This window comes from Citrobacter sp. wls619, from assembly GCF_005281345.1.
GTDB lineage: Bacteria > Pseudomonadota > Gammaproteobacteria > Enterobacterales > Enterobacteriaceae > Citrobacter.
The window spans coordinates 301,638-318,244 of the sequence record NZ_SZXJ01000095.1 but is presented as its reverse complement, the minus strand read 5'-3'; the positions used below and the strand labels follow the sequence as shown (position 1 = coordinate 318,244).

Sequence of the window (16,607 nt, the reverse complement as noted above, 5' to 3'; positions counted from 1 at the left end):
GAGAACACAAGAAAAACGGGGATTATATGTTCATCATGCGACTGATTAAGTACATCAAATGCTATACATAAGGCTTTACTGCTGAGGTGCAATGATACTGTTATCCAGCAATGCCAGTAACCGCACCGGGTGAAGAACATGCAGGCGACGCTGTGAGTCATCCAGTATGCTTGCCTGTCTCAATTCTTTGCTGAACCGTAAAGCGGTTTCAGTCTCACATCCTGCAAACTCGGCTACTTCACGCCACGTCCAGTCATAACCGGGAAAATACTGCGTCAGATACCAGAGGCTGCTCAGGACCCGGTGACGGGTGCGGTAACGAGCGATCCAGGTCATGCGATGCTCCGAATCAGACAGACTTGCCACCACCTGATTTAACAGAAATTGGGTGAACTGCGGGTGATAGCGCAGGAAGTCGCTGTTGGAGTGGGGAATGACGTGGCACAGCGATGCTGTCTGCAAAACGCAGGCGTAGCAGTGGTAGAACTCAGAGCCAAACAACCCCAGATAGCCAAACCAGTCCCCCTGTTGGCAGGCGCGAACCAGCATTTCTTTGCCATTTTCCAGCGTGTGGTGTAAACCGACGACGCCATGGTTGAGATACCAAAAGCCGCAGATGGGTTCTTCCTGTAGATAGATTTTGCTTCCTGTTTCACGAGCGATAGGGCGTAGCAGGGCATGGCGGGAAAAGTGGGCGTAGTGGAAGGCGGAGCGGTTGCGCACTGGAGCTGCGAGAAACGGCATCTCCACCGGCGGTGGTATGGCGGCCTGCTGAACCTGAACTGGCGTAGAGATACTGTGGAGGTTGGTGTCTGGAATAATCATAGCCTGCACCTGACGGGGAGCGGATTTTTTGGTTGCCGCTGTTCGCCTTCTTCCTCGTAACGGCTGGGCCAGATTTCCGCAGGGTGAACGTTGAGTGCGCGAGCAATCAGCCATTCGCCTTTCGGCCAGGGACGTGAAAGCGCATTCGCCAGCGTGGAAGAGGCCAGCCCCGCTTCCCGCGATACTGCCGCCATACTGGTGCCGCGTTTGTGCAGGGCGGCGATGATATCGGCTGGGTGCCAGTCTTGCTTAGTCATTCCTGTTACCTCACAAACTTGCGTATTTAACAAATTATCCTGTTTTGGGATTATTTTGTAAATCACTGATATTCGATTTTGGGATTAAAATCGAGTATCACAAATGTCATCTATTTATTCTGAACAGTATCAGCAAGTTATAAGACTGTTGCGTTCGGCGAGACAGGATAGAGGTCTGACGCAAGCACAACTTGCAAAAGCATTAGGTCGTCCGCAGTCATTTGTTGCCAAAGTTGAAAATGGTGAGCGTCGTCTGGACATCATCGAATTTGCCCATATTGCTCATTTGCTATCTTTGGATCCTGCTGCCGTACTGAAAATGGTTTTGCCTCAGAAGTGACGTTTTCTCAGCTCATTGTTGTTGGGTTTGATCGTAAATATCCCACTTTGGGATATTTAGGTGGTGACATGATAGTCGGGTCTTAACTTATTGTTGAGGCTGACGAAATGACTTCTGTCTACTCCATTGAATACCAGATGGTTATAAAGGCATTACGTGAAGCGCGGGTTGCTGGCTACATCACCCAAGAAGAGCTAGGCAAGGCGCTGGGAAGACCACAATCTTTCATCGCAAAAGTAGAAAACGGAGAGCGGCGGTTAGATATCGTCGAGTTTGTTCATCTATGCCGATTGGTTGGTATTGATCCTGTCAGTATCATTAATAAGCTATAGTACTAATATTCACTTCGAGAACATGAAGTTACTAAGTGAAGGATGTTCACAATAAAGCCCTCAAAAAGTGATATCGTTCAATCTATTGCCTGTTAGATTCTTTGATAATGTTTCCCGCAAAGGGAGAATGCCATGTCAGAGAGCCTGCAATCTAATACAACTCAAACGTTACCTGACGATAGGGAAGAGCTGTATCACCTTGTCTGGCGCGAGCCTGCGGAGCGAATCACTTCCCTCTATAGCATCAGCAAAGAACAACTGATAAAACGATGCGCTGAATTACTAATACCGAGACCGCTCGCCGGATACTGGAAGGCGCTAGCGAAAGGAACTGCACCGGCGGTACCTGCTTTGCCTGATTTGAAGAGTGGCAAGGTAGAAAAATCCCCCAGAAAAACCAGCCAGGCCATTCCTCCTCCCACAAAAATATCATCGAAAGTAGTAGCGCCAGCACCGCGAAAGCGAGTGAGGACAGCGGGTAGTGGCTATGCACTGATCGATGATCTCAAAACTTACCTTCCCGTCTCTTCCGTCACAAAAGACGGCTACTACAAACCAACGAAAAAGAAGTTACTCGATCTGAATGTTTCAGAAAAGGCATTCAATAGTGCTATCGATTTTCTGAGTCGGTTTTTTGCTGCACTGGGAAAGCAAGGGTATTGGGTAAGGTTAGCTGAAGGAAATGAAGGGCTTCATTGTCAGGGCATAGATATCAAAGAAGACCCAAAAGAGGGCGGTTTGCGCTATGACAGTTTATGGCGCCCTTGTTCAGCCAGTATTATCTGCGTTGGAGACATGCTGTTTGCGTTTAGCCTGGCTGAAATGACGGAATATGTTCCAGCAGAAGAGGTTGATGGTCGATACATCCGAGATGAAACGATGATCCGCTGGATGAGGGGAAAATATGACAAGCCATTTCGCTATGTCATTAAACATGCCTTACCTACCGGACGTTTCTTTCTACAGCTCTACTCGCCATACTCGTCAACTAACTGGCAGGTTGAGTTTCGCCAGACAAAACAGTGCGGGCTTATAAGCCAGATCCCAAAAATCATTTCTGCGATGCGTGATGCTGTTCCGTTGATTAAGAAGCAGCAGGAAGAGGCGAGAGTCAAAGCTGAAGAACGGCAGATCCAGTGGGAATTGGATGAGAAGAGATATCAGGAAAAGGAGCGGATCAAAAGGGAAAGAGAGGCATACAACGGCAGTTTAGCTGAATTGAAATTTATCATGGCGCAGTGGGCGGAAGATAAGCGAATAGAGCAGTTTTTTTATGAAGTAGAGCAGGATGAGGTAGGTCTTGATGAGCAACAGAAGATACAGATTATGGGACGCCTACAACTGGCCCGTAAGTTCTTATCGGAGCATAGGGCTGTTGAGCGGTTGCTGAAATGGAAAACACCGATGGAGCTGTTAAAAGAAATATAGTTATATAGGTACTATTTTTGCGGGAATACAGTGTTTTCATTTGTATTAGCTCAGACTTGAGCTGACGGTTTTCACTGGCAGAACACAATCAAATCTGATGGTCCGCTTTGAGCTGTGAGTTCAACGGGGCGATGCAGGAAAATATAAAAATACTTCCCTTAAAAAGGTAGTGTTACTTACCATCCAAAATAATGTAAAGTTTATTGATGAGTTTAATACACTTATCGTAACCTTGAAAGGAACTGACAATGCTAGAAATAAATAAAAATGAGTGGGTAATAAATGCTCACAAAGCAATTGTTAAAGAGTTATCAGATAGCTTTCAAAACCAGCAGCAAGACTCATGGAGTGAAAACTATATAACAACTAGGATGTTGATAGCACTTCTAGGTTTTGGTCAGGATATTAAATGGACCTCCATGCCTCAGAGAATAAAATGGGATTCATTTAAATTAAAAGGTGCAAAAGAAACTGAACTTGGTGACATCGCATTTTTTATAAAAATTATGTTAACATCTGAATTGTATTTAGAGGGGGTTGTCTTTTATGAGGCTAAAAGGCAATACTACGATGAAAAAAATGATCCACTAGGATTTAATTCAATTAAACTAGAACAGTTAATTAGAATTCAAAAAATTACAAGCGCAAGTAATATTCTGCTATATGATGTGGATATTAACAAAGGGAGTGCTGGAGCTTTTTCCTTACCTACAGTTTTCGTTGAAAAGATAATAAGTGAAGCACCATTAGCTGTACCGGGACGTATATTGACCCATTATGGCAATCCTTGGGTGAAATCATTGTCTGAAAATCTTTCCGGCTTTGGTCTCGATTACTCAACAGATGCGGTGAATAAGATGAAGGAAATTATAAAGTCGTCAGAAAAACCACTACATGTTATTAATGCTAGCACGAGTATGCTAGGTATAATCGAACCTGAATTGGACAGCAGCTTTATTCCAATGGATAGCTATGAAAATCTGATCTCCCCTCCATCGCCAGACCCAACTATCTCACGTTCCAAGAAAAATAGGATGGGTTAAATATTGAATGTTTCTCTTTTTAAAAAGCATTAACTGAGGGAGAATTTTTCGCTCAATGTCCGCTTCTGGCAGGAGCGGACAAGCTAACTGAGCTGAAGGTTCGCTGTGAGCGAAAAGCGGAAATTCATACATTTTCATCAGAACCAAAGTATGTATTATGCGTATTGTTATACTTTAACAACAGATGATGCACCTTTTACTAGCTCATATATAATCTAATAGCTTTGGTGATGAAGCGTTATTTCATCACGTAATTTGCATATCAGAACGACCAAGGTTATTTAAAAAAAACGTTAGCTTGTCAGATTACCTGATATCCTCGAAGTATTCTCTGACTAAGTCTTTTTTATTCATGCTTTCATAAATCATAAGAAAAAGTACATTTATGTTTTGGTATTTATAATTTATAGGGATTTTTGCATTATCTATTTTAAACGTTTTTATTTTATGCTCTCCTTTGACTGCTGGATCATCTAAACGTTTAAAATAAGTGTCCACGTCATAAACTATATACTCATGATCAATATGATTAATCACATCAATTCCATTTTTTTTTGTTACTTCTACGTGAACTAAGTTAGTCACAACATTTAGTTCTTTATCATAAAATGTGTCTTCTAGAGTTTCCTCAAAGGTTATAGAGAACTTATTTTCTTCTTTCACCACCGTAACCCATACATTATCATTTTGGGCATTAATATCATAGAAGCGAGATAAGTCAGGTAGTCTGTCTAAATTGAACGAAAACTTCTGTCCAAACATTCTTTCTTCAAGCGAGATAAGTTGATTCGTAACTGAATCAATTTTAAATGAAATATCTTGAATGTAGCTATTTGCAATTAGGTCATTGAATAAATCTATAAGGTTTTTATTCTTACTGTCGATAATAAGATAGGTGCCATTATGATTTTCATCAGAGATATAAGGAAAAACATCCTTGGTAATATATTGATTATCAATGTCAACTTTAAAAAGCTCGTACCTGCATAAATAGTTTTTTCCATACAAGTCTTTTATTTTCTCTTTTACTTCATCAGATACCATTAAGGATTTGTAATCAAAATTATTTTTTTCATACTCACGATTATACTTGTGGAATAATAACTTGCTAACTCTATAATAAATGGCGTTTTCTTGTAGGTTTTCATAGGAAAGAGCCTTCGCATAGATTAATTTATAAAATATAGACGCCATTCCTATAGAGTAGAAGCTATCAAATGCTTCCCCCTTATAATTATCAATGAAATTTTCAATGCTATTAATATGGAGGTCAGCGTTTGCACGATCTATTTCAGGCTTATGAAACAAATATGCGCTTACATATTCCTCATTGGTGAGAACACTATTTTCTAGTTTAAGTCTTATATTTTGGATTTTATTCTTGCATTCGAATTTAACTTGATCAATTAAATCACCTTCAATTTCACTGGGATTTCTTTTTATATATTCAGTAAGTTGTAGGAAGTCATTGTCCTGCAATAATACACACTCTGAACAAAAATCAAAATCAGTAACAGAAGATTGATGGCCATCAATTAAGGATTTATTCTTTAACCTCAACAACTCCAAATAATGTTTCACAAGAAATACCTCCATAACTTATAGGTTTCACAATATACTTAACTTTTTTATTAAAATCAATTGTAGTTATGTATTTTCTTGAGTGATTAAATTTAAATAATCATTCCTGTAATATGAATAAATCGCATAAGATGATATAATAGATCGGGCTGATTCTCTCTTTAAGATACTCATAGTTATGTGAACACTGTCCGCTCTTGGTACAGAGCGGATATTTCTTCAGGACTGTTCTGGACATCCCGCTAATTCAGCTAGGATCTACTGACAGCAACAGTCACCTCTGAAAAGTGAAGTTATCATCAACTAAAAGATCATCTAAGTAACTCATTATCGAGCGAATAAGATTGATCGCAAATTTTGCATCAGCATCATTTAATAATCCGTCATTGGGGTGAGCGTTGCTATGGTGATTTCTTAATTGGTTAGCCTTATCCAATATAGAGTTTGTAGATCTTAGCATGTCAAAAACTAATTTATTACGTTCGGTACTTTTTTGTACTTTCAGATGATTATTTATTAGCGGTAACAGTTCATGAATCCCAGCGTCAACTTTTCTTATAATGCCATGTTTATCACACATCATTTTTAGTGTGGCATGCAAGGCAGTATGTACTCGATCAAAAGCGTTTCCTGGCCCTTGATTCTGAATTAAATATTCAGCATCTTTCAGAAGTGTATAGATATTTTCATTAGTATGATTAACCGGCGAAGCTGTAACCGTCTTAAGAGTATCGCCATTTATATATGACTCAATGGCATTATAAAGATCTTTATCCCTGTGTTTTATAACACGCTGCATACTTTCAATATTCCAGAAATGTTTAATATTTCCCTCGTCTGCTCCAAGGATATTTTCTACTATCTGGATACATTTGTATGACAGTCCTTCATTTTTCCACTTTACATCCTTCAAAAATGATTCATTGATATACTCAGGAAATCCCGAAAGAGAGCATACTGTATACCAGTCACCCTCGTTTAAATTGTCAGCCAGAATGTTTGCCAATCCTATTATTTGTGCGTTATCTAACATTTTGTTGTACCGAAATGTTGGTTGTCTATTAGCCCGTTTCGTAATGTTACCAGAAGCCCTGTTGGCAGGCATCATATGTCGTTTAAGCCGCATTTCCTAGGCCGCTCTCTTCCAGACTCTGTTATTGTCCTCCAAACTGATGCCAAGAAAAGCTGTTGTCGAGTCCATACGTACATCTGAGAGATGATGTCTGCTTTTGGCACGGAGCAGCCTGTCAGATTAGGTTTAGATCTGTACCATAGCTGTGTTAGGCCAAATCTGAACTAATACATTTCATTGATTTTTTTAATTTATTGGGGGAATCTTTGTGAGTGAGAGTTGGGGGGTAATATCTAGCTACATATTATGCATACTTAATCACTCACAAGAGATTTTAAGATTCACACCATAGCTAAAAGCTCTTTGGTATGGGATGGGAATAGTTTGTAATTTTCTGCGAAAAATAGCATAAATAATTTATTTATTTTTAACACTATTTTTGTAAATCCAGATTTCCAAACTCCAAAGTTAGCAACATTAAAATTACTTGCAGGGGTTGCTTGTTTCTGTGTTTGGAAATATATTAGTGATTCTGCATGAATATGTTTTGAATAACACTTCCACTCTTTTGATATTTGCTCCACTAAGGTGTCAATTTGTGTCTTCAATGGTTGGTGAGTGAAGTTTGGATAGTCTTTAATATAATCTTTTAATTTTTCATGTTTAATTACAAAATCACCAGCCCTCCATTTTTTTAATTCAACTGGATGTTCATAGAAATATAGTAATTGCAGCGATAATTCAATCATGCTACGCAAATGCATATTAGCTGTTCGATATAATCCCATTGATGCCAAATAATAAGATGAGTTAACGTCTTGGTGCAATTCATCAAATATTTCGTCTAGTTCATTAATTCCAATATGATTAACACCATCTTTCCAGTTTTTGAAGATGAGAGTACTCCAGTACATTTCGAATATGTCAATTGTCTTTAAGTGAGCTAATGTTGAATCAGAAAAGATGCTAAAATCTTTTTTGTATGAATCATAGTCACAATATGCGTTTTGTACTATTCGTTCTCTGCTCATTTTATATATCCTTAAGCATTTTTGCCCATTCTTCCAAATCATTGTAGTTAATTGATTTAGAGGTTGAAGTTAACTTTTGCTCTTTGTAATGTCCCATTGAAATCAAATTACTTAACTTTGATTTCAGAATGTTTCTGAAAGCTTCATCTTTTTCTGCCCTCTTTATAATTCTATTAATAGTAACTTCACGAGAAGCATTTTGTGATTTAAACTCAACGCCAAGATTAAAGTTGGAAAAATATATAATGTCTGAGATTTTTGGGAATAGCTGTCGATTATTGAGTATTTCTTCTAGTATTTTAAATCTCTGACTATCTGAGTAATCGGGCTTTATGTTGTTCAAATCAAGAAAAAACTTGTAGTTCTTAATAAAAAGTTTGAGATAGGATGTATCCAGCCCTAGCTTTTCATATTTTCTAATGTTTTTTAAAACAGATTCTAATTTCTCTAAATTATTATCCATTAAACATTCTCCAACTGTTTTAGCATCTCATTAACTGCCGTCTTGTATGCTATTACACCAGCTACATCAGGAAACATAATCCTTGCTGGTGAACTTGCACTACTGGCTTCGCTTAGTTTAATATTCTTAGGGATAATAGTTCTAAAATCGTATACACCGTATTCCTCGCATACCTTTCTTATTTTAGGCATATATGCACTATGAAGATTGACTGAGCTTTCTACTCGCGTGAATAAGCATCCTAAAAATGAAACATCAATATTTAGTTCTCTTTTCAAACGGTCCACTCTGTTTTTAAGTAGTGGTAGACCAAGGAATGAGTAGAAGTCTGGTATTATTGGGGTAATAATATAATTAGATGCTACCAAGGCATTTTGAGGTGCTAGAGTTAAATTGGGAGGGCAATCGATTAATATATAATCATACTCACCTTCTAAACGCGAAATCTGACGGGATAGAATCATTTCCCTACCTGGTTTAGCACTAAGATCCAAATCTAGAAACGTCAATCCTAAATGTGAAGATATGAGATCTAACCCTTGAATTCCTGAAACATTTTTTATTACGGCATCGTTGATATTATATTCAGTATCTCTACTCGAAAGATGTTTATTCATACCTAAGACATCTGCAATGGTATTATTTTCTATTTGGTTCTGCCATATATCATATTTGATAAAGGAAAATGTAGCATTTGTTTGAGGATCTATATCTATAATTAAAACTCTTTTCCCATGGTCCTTAACTAAAATAGTCGCGAACTCTACTACAGATGTTGTTTTACCAACTCCACCTTTCATATTTATGAATGATATAGTTTTCATTATGTTCCTTATATCAACAATTATATAAATACTATCACGAGTATGATTTGTGTGTTTTTTGTACTTTCTTCATGGTTTAATCGTAGTCAAATTAGCTTCTAACTATGAATTTTTCAATGGTTTTTTATAGGTTATCCGAATAAAAATTGGTGAATTTTGCATGGGTTGTATGATAGTGAATCAACAATAGTCATTGATGAAACTGTGTTTTTGAGTAAATTTTTGTATTTTTTTGTCTATTTAAAGGAGAGATAAACAGTCCTTAAATTTATTGTTAGGGTTGCTTGCTGACGCAAAACTATCTGCCCAACCTGGTTGCACTGTAGTGTTATGCGGGCAGGTAAATTAGCCTATAACAGACGCTTCTCTGCAATTCTCATCGCCGCCTCCAGCTCACTACACCCAAACTCCCGCATAATCCGCATTCGCTCTGCCTTTTCATGTTTTTCCGTCATCCCCAGCGCCAACCACAGGGCAGGTGAGACCACCCGGAACAGCGCTTCCACTCTTGGCGAAAGTACTACGCCTTCGGTATATTTCCCCGGCGCTTTGGTGGCGCTGAGCAGGAGCTGCCGCTGTTCCGGCGTCAGGGATTTGAAACGACTAACCTGTTCCACTTCTTCGGGTGGCATCACCAGTAGCTCCCACCACTCAATCATATTGAGTAGCTTTTTTGCATCATCTGGGAAGTCACTCAGGTTCTGTGTCGCCAGCCACAGCCAGATCCCCAGCTTGCGCCACATCTTAGACCCCTTGGTCAGAAACCGCGCTAGCAACGGGTTGACGGTGATGATATGAGCCTCATCGGTGATATTGACGATGGGCCGGGCCAGATGCTGGTCGCGCTCGCCGAGGTTGTTGATATGGTTAATCAGCGAGATATAGGCGATCGCCAGTTGCGCTTCATATCCTTCACGGGCAAACATCGCCAGATCCACCAGAGTGATATCTGCCTCCGGCCACGCCTCACCCTCGCGGTTAAACAGTTCCCCTTCAAACCCGGAGCAGAACATATTCATCGCTTCGCCCATCTCCCATAGCCGGTTACGGCGGGATTCCGGTAGGGCTGCATCCTGTACCAGCGCAAACAGCGCATCGCGGATATCCTGCGTCAGCGTTTGTCTTTTCTCGTGAGCGGTGAGTCGGGCGGCGTGCAGAATCGCTTCGCGAATCAGCGCCCGGTCAGAGCGAGTAAGGCGGGCGTCCTCTTTCAGTTCACCGCCGGTGATCATCAGGCGGGCCGTTATCTCCATCTCGCCCAGCAGATCGCGCTGTTCGTTGTCGGCGTCTTCGGGATCGTCATCATCCGGTTCTGCTGAAGGTATGTTGCTTTCCGCCAGTTTCCACGCATCGGCAAACAGCGGCAGCGTGATGCCGGAACCGGGTTTCAGGCTGATTTTATTCACCGTCAGACCATGTTCGCGGGCGTAATCGGCCATCAGCCCGAACGAGTTGCCTGCCTCGACGATAAAAAGGCGCGGTCGATGCAGCGCCATCAGTTGCGCGATTTTGGCGTTCAGGGTGGCGGATTTGCCTGCGCCGGTCGGGCCAAGTAGCAACAGGTGCCCGTTCTGGGCGCGGTCCTCGCGGTTGAGCGGATCCCAGCACAGCATTCCGCCGCCCCGGTTGAAGTAGCTGGCGCCCGGATGCCCGGTGCCGCTCTCGCGACCAAACAGCGGCAGCAGGTTGGCGAGGTGTTGCACGAAACTGAAGCGGGTATAGAGCTGGCGCTTGTCCCGCGCCGGGTCGAAGCACATCGGCAGCCAGCGCAGCCACGAACTGAGTGGAGCGAGTTCGTCATTCTCCTGTACCGGAACCATACCCGCGTTCAGAAGCAGGCTGTTCAGGCTGCGCACGCGTCGGATCAGTTCGCCGCTATCCGGGGCGGAAAGATAAAACGCCAGCGCACTGCGGTAGAGTTTGTGGCCGTCCTTCAGCCAGTGGCGCACCTCCTGACAGTCTTTTTTGGTGTACTCCGATTCGACGTTCTCGCCGATGGCGCGGTCGCTGAGGCGGCTTAAATGCTCCTCCAGCCGGTCCTGCGGCCAGACGACGATGGTCAGCGCCATAATCACCCCTTCCGGCAGCAGGTCGAACAGCGCGTTAATGCCGTCGCCGCGTGCGGATTCTCCGGTCATATGGCCGACTGTGGGCGGTTTGCGCAGCCGGTCCAGCACAATGACTTTATGCGGACGCTGGTCGAGCAGCCATGTCCCTTGCGTGGCCTGCGAGCGGGGTTCACTGCACAACAGGCTCTCGGCAAAATCGTGCAGCTCCGGCGTGTCATCCTGCTGCGCCATCTGCTGCCAGAACTGCTGGGGCGAGTCGGCCATTTGCGGGGCGGGATTAAACCAGCGCAGCAGCCAGTGGCGAATGGCTTCACATTCCAGCCTGCGGGCGTGAATACCTGCGCCCGCCAGTGCGGAAATCATCCGTTCACAGACGGTGTTCAGCGCCTCTTCCGGGGTGTCTTCCAGCGGATCGCGGGATTTGGCGGGTAGCCAGCGGTAGACCACCATTCGGGTATGGCGCTGCTGAGCACGCCAGCGGGTATGGCTGACCGCATCGTCCAGGAAGTAGCCCTCCGGGCGGGAAACTGCGTGCAGGTGGCGCTCCATCTCGTTCAGCCAGGCGCGGGTAAAATCAGAGTTCCGTGCCTCCGATACGGCGTAGTCATGCAGTGCGGCCAGCAAGCTTGCGGTGTCGTCCTCATCCTGACAGTAAAACTGCACCACCCACGGATGGCGGTCGTATTCCGTGAAACTGTCCTGTAGCGCGTCCTTCAGAATATCGCGCAGTTCTTCCAGCCGTGCCGGAGAGCGGCCTTCGGTACCGAATGGTGTAATGTCGTACACCGCGCCGACCGAGCGTCCATCATCCAGCAGCAGCGTTTTGCTTTCCGGCTGGTACTCCACCCACGGCAGAAAATCGACAAACGACGCGCCTTTCTGGTACAGGCTGTCCACCGTCCGTTCGGTCAGGGTGCCGCTGCGCATTATCACAGCGGATCGGTCCGCTCGCCGGGCAGGGCGTACTGCACCCGGTTATAGAAGGGAAAGACGGTGGTGTAGCCCGGCACCGGAACACCTTCGCTGCCTGCCAGATGAGGGAAGATATACATCTCCAGATCCGGATTCGGCAGTCGCCGGAACAGCGCCTGCGTGGCATTGCCGTCGCTGCGTGTCGCCTGCTGCTGTTGCGCGGTCAGCGTGGCGTCATCCAGTGGGCGACGCAGAACCGACCGAGCGTCGTATAGCGCCTGCGCATCGTTATTCTGTTTGCCCCAGATGTTCAGCATGGTGGTGTTTTCATCCACCGGCAGCAGCGTTTTCTGGTCGGTGCTACAGGCGGTCAGCAGCAGCGACAACAGCAAAATCAGGATACGCATCAGTCCAGGTCTCCAGTGCGTTCGCCCGCAGTGCGGTAGTTCACCCGCCGTCCGTCAGGCTCGTAGTCGATGGCTAACTGGCGAGTGATATGGATGGCAACGGCCTGGCCGGGCGGCACGTAAATGGCGTCGAACATCTGGCCGTAGCGTTGTTTAAACCAGTCGGCGCTTTCTTTCAGACCGCCGCCCAGCGCCTGGCCGAGAACGTACTGCCCGCTGTCGCCCGTCAGCGCGGTGGTGATGGAACCATCTTCCACGGTGGAGGTGGTCTGGTTGTTCGCCAGCGCCTGCGCAGCGGCGGACGATCCTGCCAGCAGGAACTGCGAGCCGATATATTCGGCGGCGTTGGATTTGCGCTCTCCGGGGATGCAGGGCAGGCCGTGAGGGTCGGACAGCCAGCCGATATTACCTTCCGTGCCGCTTCCGGTTTTGTCGCCTTCGGCGGGTAGCGAGCGCACCGTGCCGTCGCGAAAGACAAAGGTGATTGACGTTAAGCTGCCGCGCACGCAGGAGAGCGTCCAGTCGCCGGTGGCGCTGCCGGAGATCACTGCGCCTTCAATGTCGGGCAATTCGATGCCGTTGGCGGTGAGGTTATCGCGGCCAATCAGCACTTTGAACGGGTAAGGGTCGGTGACGCTGCCATTAAGCGGAATGCGGCCCAGCAATGCGGTCATCGCCACCGATCCGATTAAGGTGCTGTTCTGTGGCAGGGTGTAGACCGGTTTGACGGCGGCGGGCGCTGGTGTTTCAGGCTGTGGTGCGGTGTTCTGCATCGCAGAGGGAAAGGCCAGCGCAGGTTGCAGAGGACGACCGTTTTTATCCGTCGGCAGAGCATCGGCGGGGGCTATCCAGCGCAGTGGTTCGCCGGAAGCCGCTTCCGGTTCATCAATGCCCAGCCCGGTCAGCGAGTCGTCCGCTGTTCTGTTGCCTTTAAGCTGTTGGATCTGCGTCTGTAGCGAGCTGAGCAATTCGTTTTGCTGCTCTGAAGTGCTAGTTTGCTGGTGGTTAATGGCCTCGTTGATACGGCTGTCGGTATTCTGCTCGCGTTCACGCAGGCGCTGATTTTCCTGCACCAGTGCGGCGTTGCTGGCCTTTACCGTTTCCAGTTCCTTGCGCCAGAGCTTCATCTGGCCGACCAGCGTGGCGACGGTATCTGCGGGCGTGTCGCCCTCGATCCCCAGCGCTTTCAACTCGTCGTGGCTGAGGGGGGTTGCAGGCGTAGAGGATTTTGACGGGGTGGTTTTACGGTCCTGGCAGGCATGAAACAGCATGACGCTGCCCGCCAGCAGGATGAGCGGCGTCAGAACCCGCAGCAGGATATTGGCCTGGAGCTTCATTTCTTCTTCTCCGGCGCAGGCTCCGGCAGGATCGCCTGTTCAGGACGATGATTGCGGGTAATGAGATAGAGCACGGTGGTGTCTTCGGCGCTGCCCGCAGGCCCCAGCCAGCGATGCTGGAAGACGGCGGCGTAAAACTGCCCCTGAAGCTGGCGCGGATCGAGTTCCAGCCGGGTGGCGCTTTTATTTTGCAGCCGGATCGCTGCCAGGTGGTAAGGATCCAGCTTCCAGCCGCCGATCGGTATGGCGTTGACGGGTAACGCGGGCAGTAGAGTGGTGATGGTTTTTGCCAGCCGCACGCCTTCGGGCTGAACGCCCGGCAAAGGCTTCACGGTGCGTAGCGGAGCATAAAGCATCTGCGCGGCGTAGCGGGTGAGCGCGACCGGCAGCGGCGTGGAGGGTAAGGGTTCAGGAGTTGTATCGGGCTTCGCGTCAGGCGTTTTTTTCTCGTCGCGGACAATGCGCATCGGTCCCCGGATGTGCTCGCCCTTGCTGGCGGAGACGTCCAGCAACATCAGCTCGCCGTTTTCTGTGTCCTGAAGCTGTAGCCGGGTGGCGGCAAACGGCTGGCTGGCGAGCAGGTACAACGTGCCGTTGCTGCTCTGAATGCGCAGCTTGCCTTCCAGCGTGGCGGGATAGCCCACCCGGACATTGCGGTCCACAAAGACGATCCGCTCCTGCCCGATGTTCAGCGCCACCGGCAGCGGGATGCGCTCCCACTTCACCAGTTCGACGGCGTGCAGGGGGAGGGCAACCAGCAGGATCAGCAGTGGGCGGACATTCATGGTTTAGCCGCCTCCAGCTTCTGCGGCGGCGATGAGAAGCAGTCCAGTGCCAGTCCCCACGGATTTTTCTGCTGGTCGATGTTATAGCGCAGCACTTTGATGGGGTAACGGACCATCGCCCGCTTGACGGGTTCGGAGTGGAAATACTCATCGACGGTCAGATCGAGTGTCACAATCCAGTTGTCGCGGTCGAGGATCTGCACCCGCTTGTCGCTGAATCCCCGACCGGGGATTTCATACACGCCGCGTACCCGGTCGCGCAGTTCGCCGTTTTGCAGGCGCTGGTGAAATTCCCGGTCAATCTGGCTGTAGCAGCCGGGGGTAAGATAAGCCCGTAGAGCACTGAGGTTGCGGGGATAATCTGCCTCGCCGTTGGTCGGCCAGCGGTTGATCTGCTGAAACACCGAAAATGCGAAGGCGTACACCGTGGCGGGCGGCACTTCCCACCATGGACGCTGACTGGCGGCGCGGAGGTCCGGCGGCAAATAAATGGTGAGCTGGTGCGGGGCGCTGTACCAGCCGAATCCCATACCTGATGCCAGCAGGAATAACGCGACCAGCGCAATATGCAGAGTGCGGATATGCGCATCCCGCGCGGCCAGCGCGTGCTTAAAGGCGCTCATCGTCGGCTCCGGCGAATGGCCCAGACGCCATCGTGCAGGACAAAACGCTGAGTGCCGATACCGAAACGGGCCAGTTTCAGCTCCAGTACCCGGTACAGCCAGCTCTCCGGGCGCCCGCGCTTCAGCCGTGCCAGCCAGCGTCCACCGCAGAGGATCGCCAGCGTAGCGCCGGGCAGGGCGCTGCCGGGGATAAGGCTCCAGTTGCGCCACAGTATTGCCGGAATGGTTCCAGTGATTGCGCCGGTAGTCAGTCCGACCAGCAGCGCTATCAGCAGCTCGCTGACCGTCAGACCGCGAAACACCGCAGGCTCGCGGTTCAGCCGTTCCGGGAGAAAAGGGATGGTACTCATGGCTTACAGGATGTCCGACGCCTGGTTGAGCAACCAGATGGTGATCACCAGCAGAACTGCGCCGACGCCCGCCATTGCGCCTAAATCTTTCCACTGCTTACGCCCACCCTGAATTTCGGAGTAGGTGGCGATACAGTTGTTGGCGACCACCAGAAAGCCCACAGCGCAGATGCCCAGCGTCATCAGGATCACAATGTCATAGCCGTAGTTCTGCAAGGTTTCCATGATGCCGTCGCCCTGACCGCGTGAGGGATCTTCCATCTCTGGCAGATCGGCCCGGACGGGCAGGGCCGGGAGCCACAGCAGCACTCTGAATAGCCATTTTTTCATAATGCCTCCTGAAGCTGCTAACTCAGTACCAGCCAGAAGCTGACTAGTAGCAGTAAGATGGTTCGCCCGCTGATGCTGCCCAGCGCTCGCCAGCTCAGCCGCGCGGTTGCCACGCCACGGTAGGCGTCATTCAGCACCCAGACCACCCACAGCAGCAGAAAGGCGCTGAACAGGCCGAGCATCACCAGACTAACGGCATCGGACTTCACCAGGCTGGCAGCCTGGAAGGCGCTGATTTGTTCGGGGGTCATGGCGTGGTTTTCTCCTCACGGTATTGCCCGACGAGCGTCGCCGTATTTCGCGGTTGGGCGCGAGCTGGCGTGAGGTAATGTTCTATCCCGCTGCGCAGGGTGGTGATATCGCCGTGGATACGCGGATAGTCAAAGTAATAGCGCTCGTTGATATCGGTTCTGGCGCTTTGTTGGGCGCGGTGGAGCGAGGCTTCGATTTGGCTAAGCTGGCTGAGGGACAGGGTTAGCTCTTCGCGCTCGGTGAGGGGGGCTGCGAGAGCGGATTTCGTTATAAACAGGCTTATGACAATTGTCGTGATGGTTCGCATAAACGGCTTTTCTTCAGTTCTGGTTTATTGAGTACCATG

At 47.7% G+C, this 16,607-nt stretch carries 20 protein-coding genes; 4 read left to right on the top strand and 16 right to left on the bottom strand.

Annotated features, from left to right (window positions below; genetic code table 11):
• Nucleotides 1-75: 75 nt before the first annotated feature.
• Both FDX19_RS18835 and FDX19_RS18830 read right to left on the bottom strand, forming a co-directional pair.
• On the bottom strand, nucleotides 76-825 hold the full coding sequence (locus FDX19_RS18835; RefSeq protein WP_137383901.1) for a Crp/Fnr family transcriptional regulator: 750 nt from the start codon (nucleotides 823-825) through the stop codon (nucleotides 76-78).
• Nucleotides 822-1,082 (bottom strand): helix-turn-helix transcriptional regulator, encoded by a 261-nt coding sequence (locus FDX19_RS18830; RefSeq protein WP_137383900.1) that lies wholly within the window; start codon nucleotides 1,080-1,082, stop codon nucleotides 822-824. The genes FDX19_RS18835 and FDX19_RS18830 overlap by 4 nt, the downstream gene beginning before the upstream one ends.
• Nucleotides 1,083-1,185: 103 nt before the next feature.
• Here FDX19_RS18830 and FDX19_RS18825 point away from each other — a divergent pair, with 103 nt between their 5' ends.
• The 4 genes from FDX19_RS18825 to FDX19_RS18810 all read left to right on the top strand — a co-directional run bounded on the left by FDX19_RS18825 (nucleotide 1,186) and on the right by FDX19_RS18810 (nucleotide 4,225).
• Nucleotides 1,186-1,422: a helix-turn-helix domain-containing protein gene (locus FDX19_RS18825; RefSeq protein WP_000095375.1), complete on the top strand. Its 237-nt coding sequence runs from the start codon at nucleotides 1,186-1,188 to the stop codon at nucleotides 1,420-1,422.
• 107 nt (nucleotides 1,423-1,529) lie between these two features.
• Nucleotides 1,530-1,754: a helix-turn-helix domain-containing protein gene (locus tag FDX19_RS18820; RefSeq protein ID WP_137383899.1), complete on the top strand. Its 225-nt coding sequence runs from the start codon at nucleotides 1,530-1,532 to the stop codon at nucleotides 1,752-1,754.
• A gap of 132 nt (nucleotides 1,755-1,886) precedes the next feature.
• Complete coding sequence (locus FDX19_RS18815) at nucleotides 1,887-3,182, top strand: hypothetical protein (protein ID WP_137383898.1); 1,296 nt, start codon at nucleotides 1,887-1,889, stop codon at nucleotides 3,180-3,182.
• Nucleotides 3,183-3,430: 248 nt separating this feature from the next.
• Nucleotides 3,431-4,225 carry a hypothetical protein gene (locus tag FDX19_RS18810; protein ID WP_137383897.1) on the top strand — a complete coding sequence of 265 codons (795 nt, stop codon included), beginning with the start codon at nucleotides 3,431-3,433 and terminating at the stop codon, nucleotides 4,223-4,225.
• Between the two features lie 306 nt (nucleotides 4,226-4,531).
• Here FDX19_RS18810 and FDX19_RS18805 read toward each other — a convergent pair whose 3' ends face one another.
• The 14 genes from FDX19_RS18805 to FDX19_RS18740 form a co-directional block, all read right to left on the bottom strand.
• Nucleotides 4,532-5,806, bottom strand: coding sequence for a hypothetical protein (locus FDX19_RS18805; protein ID WP_137383896.1), 1,275 nt, complete (start codon nucleotides 5,804-5,806; stop codon nucleotides 4,532-4,534).
• Between the two features lie 274 nt (nucleotides 5,807-6,080).
• Complete coding sequence (locus FDX19_RS18800; protein WP_170974401.1) at nucleotides 6,081-6,839, bottom strand: abortive infection family protein; 759 nt, start codon at nucleotides 6,837-6,839, stop codon at nucleotides 6,081-6,083.
• A 380-nt stretch (nucleotides 6,840-7,219) separates the two neighbouring features.
• Nucleotides 7,220-7,909 carry a DUF5677 domain-containing protein gene (locus tag FDX19_RS18795; protein ID WP_137383894.1) on the bottom strand — a complete coding sequence of 230 codons (690 nt, stop codon included), beginning with the start codon at nucleotides 7,907-7,909 and terminating at the stop codon, nucleotides 7,220-7,222.
• 1 nt (nucleotide 7,910) lies between these two features.
• The gene (locus FDX19_RS18790; RefSeq protein ID WP_137383893.1) at nucleotides 7,911-8,372 is read right to left on the bottom strand and encodes a hypothetical protein; all 462 of its coding nucleotides are present in this window, start codon (nucleotides 8,370-8,372) and stop codon (nucleotides 7,911-7,913) included.
• Nucleotides 8,372-9,196: a ParA family protein gene (locus FDX19_RS18785; protein WP_137383892.1), complete on the bottom strand. Its 825-nt coding sequence runs from the start codon at nucleotides 9,194-9,196 to the stop codon at nucleotides 8,372-8,374. The genes FDX19_RS18790 and FDX19_RS18785 overlap by 1 nt, the downstream gene beginning before the upstream one ends.
• A 350-nt stretch (nucleotides 9,197-9,546) precedes the next feature.
• On the bottom strand, nucleotides 9,547-12,195 hold the full coding sequence (locus FDX19_RS18780; RefSeq protein ID WP_137384028.1) for a conjugative transfer ATPase: 2,649 nt from the start codon (nucleotides 12,193-12,195) through the stop codon (nucleotides 9,547-9,549).
• On the bottom strand, nucleotides 12,195-12,584 hold the full coding sequence (locus FDX19_RS18775; RefSeq protein WP_001221379.1) for a TIGR03751 family conjugal transfer lipoprotein: 390 nt from the start codon (nucleotides 12,582-12,584) through the stop codon (nucleotides 12,195-12,197). Before FDX19_RS18775 ends, FDX19_RS18780 begins: the two co-directional genes overlap by 1 nt.
• Nucleotides 12,584-13,921, bottom strand: coding sequence for a TIGR03752 family integrating conjugative element protein (locus tag FDX19_RS18770; RefSeq protein ID WP_137383891.1), 1,338 nt, complete (start codon nucleotides 13,919-13,921; stop codon nucleotides 12,584-12,586). The genes FDX19_RS18775 and FDX19_RS18770 overlap by 1 nt, the downstream gene beginning before the upstream one ends.
• Nucleotides 13,918-14,706: a TIGR03749 family integrating conjugative element protein gene (locus FDX19_RS18765; protein ID WP_137383890.1), complete on the bottom strand. Its 789-nt coding sequence runs from the start codon at nucleotides 14,704-14,706 to the stop codon at nucleotides 13,918-13,920. The genes FDX19_RS18770 and FDX19_RS18765 overlap by 4 nt, the downstream gene beginning before the upstream one ends.
• Nucleotides 14,703-15,329 carry a PFL_4703 family integrating conjugative element protein gene (locus FDX19_RS18760; RefSeq protein WP_137383889.1) on the bottom strand — a complete coding sequence of 209 codons (627 nt, stop codon included), beginning with the start codon at nucleotides 15,327-15,329 and terminating at the stop codon, nucleotides 14,703-14,705. The genes FDX19_RS18765 and FDX19_RS18760 overlap by 4 nt, the downstream gene beginning before the upstream one ends.
• A complete protein-coding gene (locus tag FDX19_RS18755) occupies nucleotides 15,326-15,679 on the bottom strand; it encodes a TIGR03750 family conjugal transfer protein (RefSeq protein WP_137383888.1) in 354 nt (117 codons plus the stop codon). Before FDX19_RS18755 ends, FDX19_RS18760 begins: the two co-directional genes overlap by 4 nt.
• A 3-nt stretch (nucleotides 15,680-15,682) precedes the next feature.
• Entirely contained in the window at nucleotides 15,683-16,009 is a 327-nt protein-coding gene (locus tag FDX19_RS18750; protein WP_137383887.1) for a TIGR03745 family integrating conjugative element membrane protein, read from the bottom strand.
• Nucleotides 16,010-16,026: 17 nt separating this feature from the next.
• Nucleotides 16,027-16,260: a TIGR03758 family integrating conjugative element protein gene (locus FDX19_RS18745; RefSeq protein WP_137383886.1), complete on the bottom strand. Its 234-nt coding sequence runs from the start codon at nucleotides 16,258-16,260 to the stop codon at nucleotides 16,027-16,029.
• On the bottom strand, nucleotides 16,257-16,568 hold the full coding sequence (locus FDX19_RS18740) for an RAQPRD family integrative conjugative element protein (RefSeq protein ID WP_137383885.1): 312 nt from the start codon (nucleotides 16,566-16,568) through the stop codon (nucleotides 16,257-16,259). Before FDX19_RS18740 ends, FDX19_RS18745 begins: the two co-directional genes overlap by 4 nt.
• Between the last annotated feature and the right edge of the window lie 39 nt (nucleotides 16,569-16,607).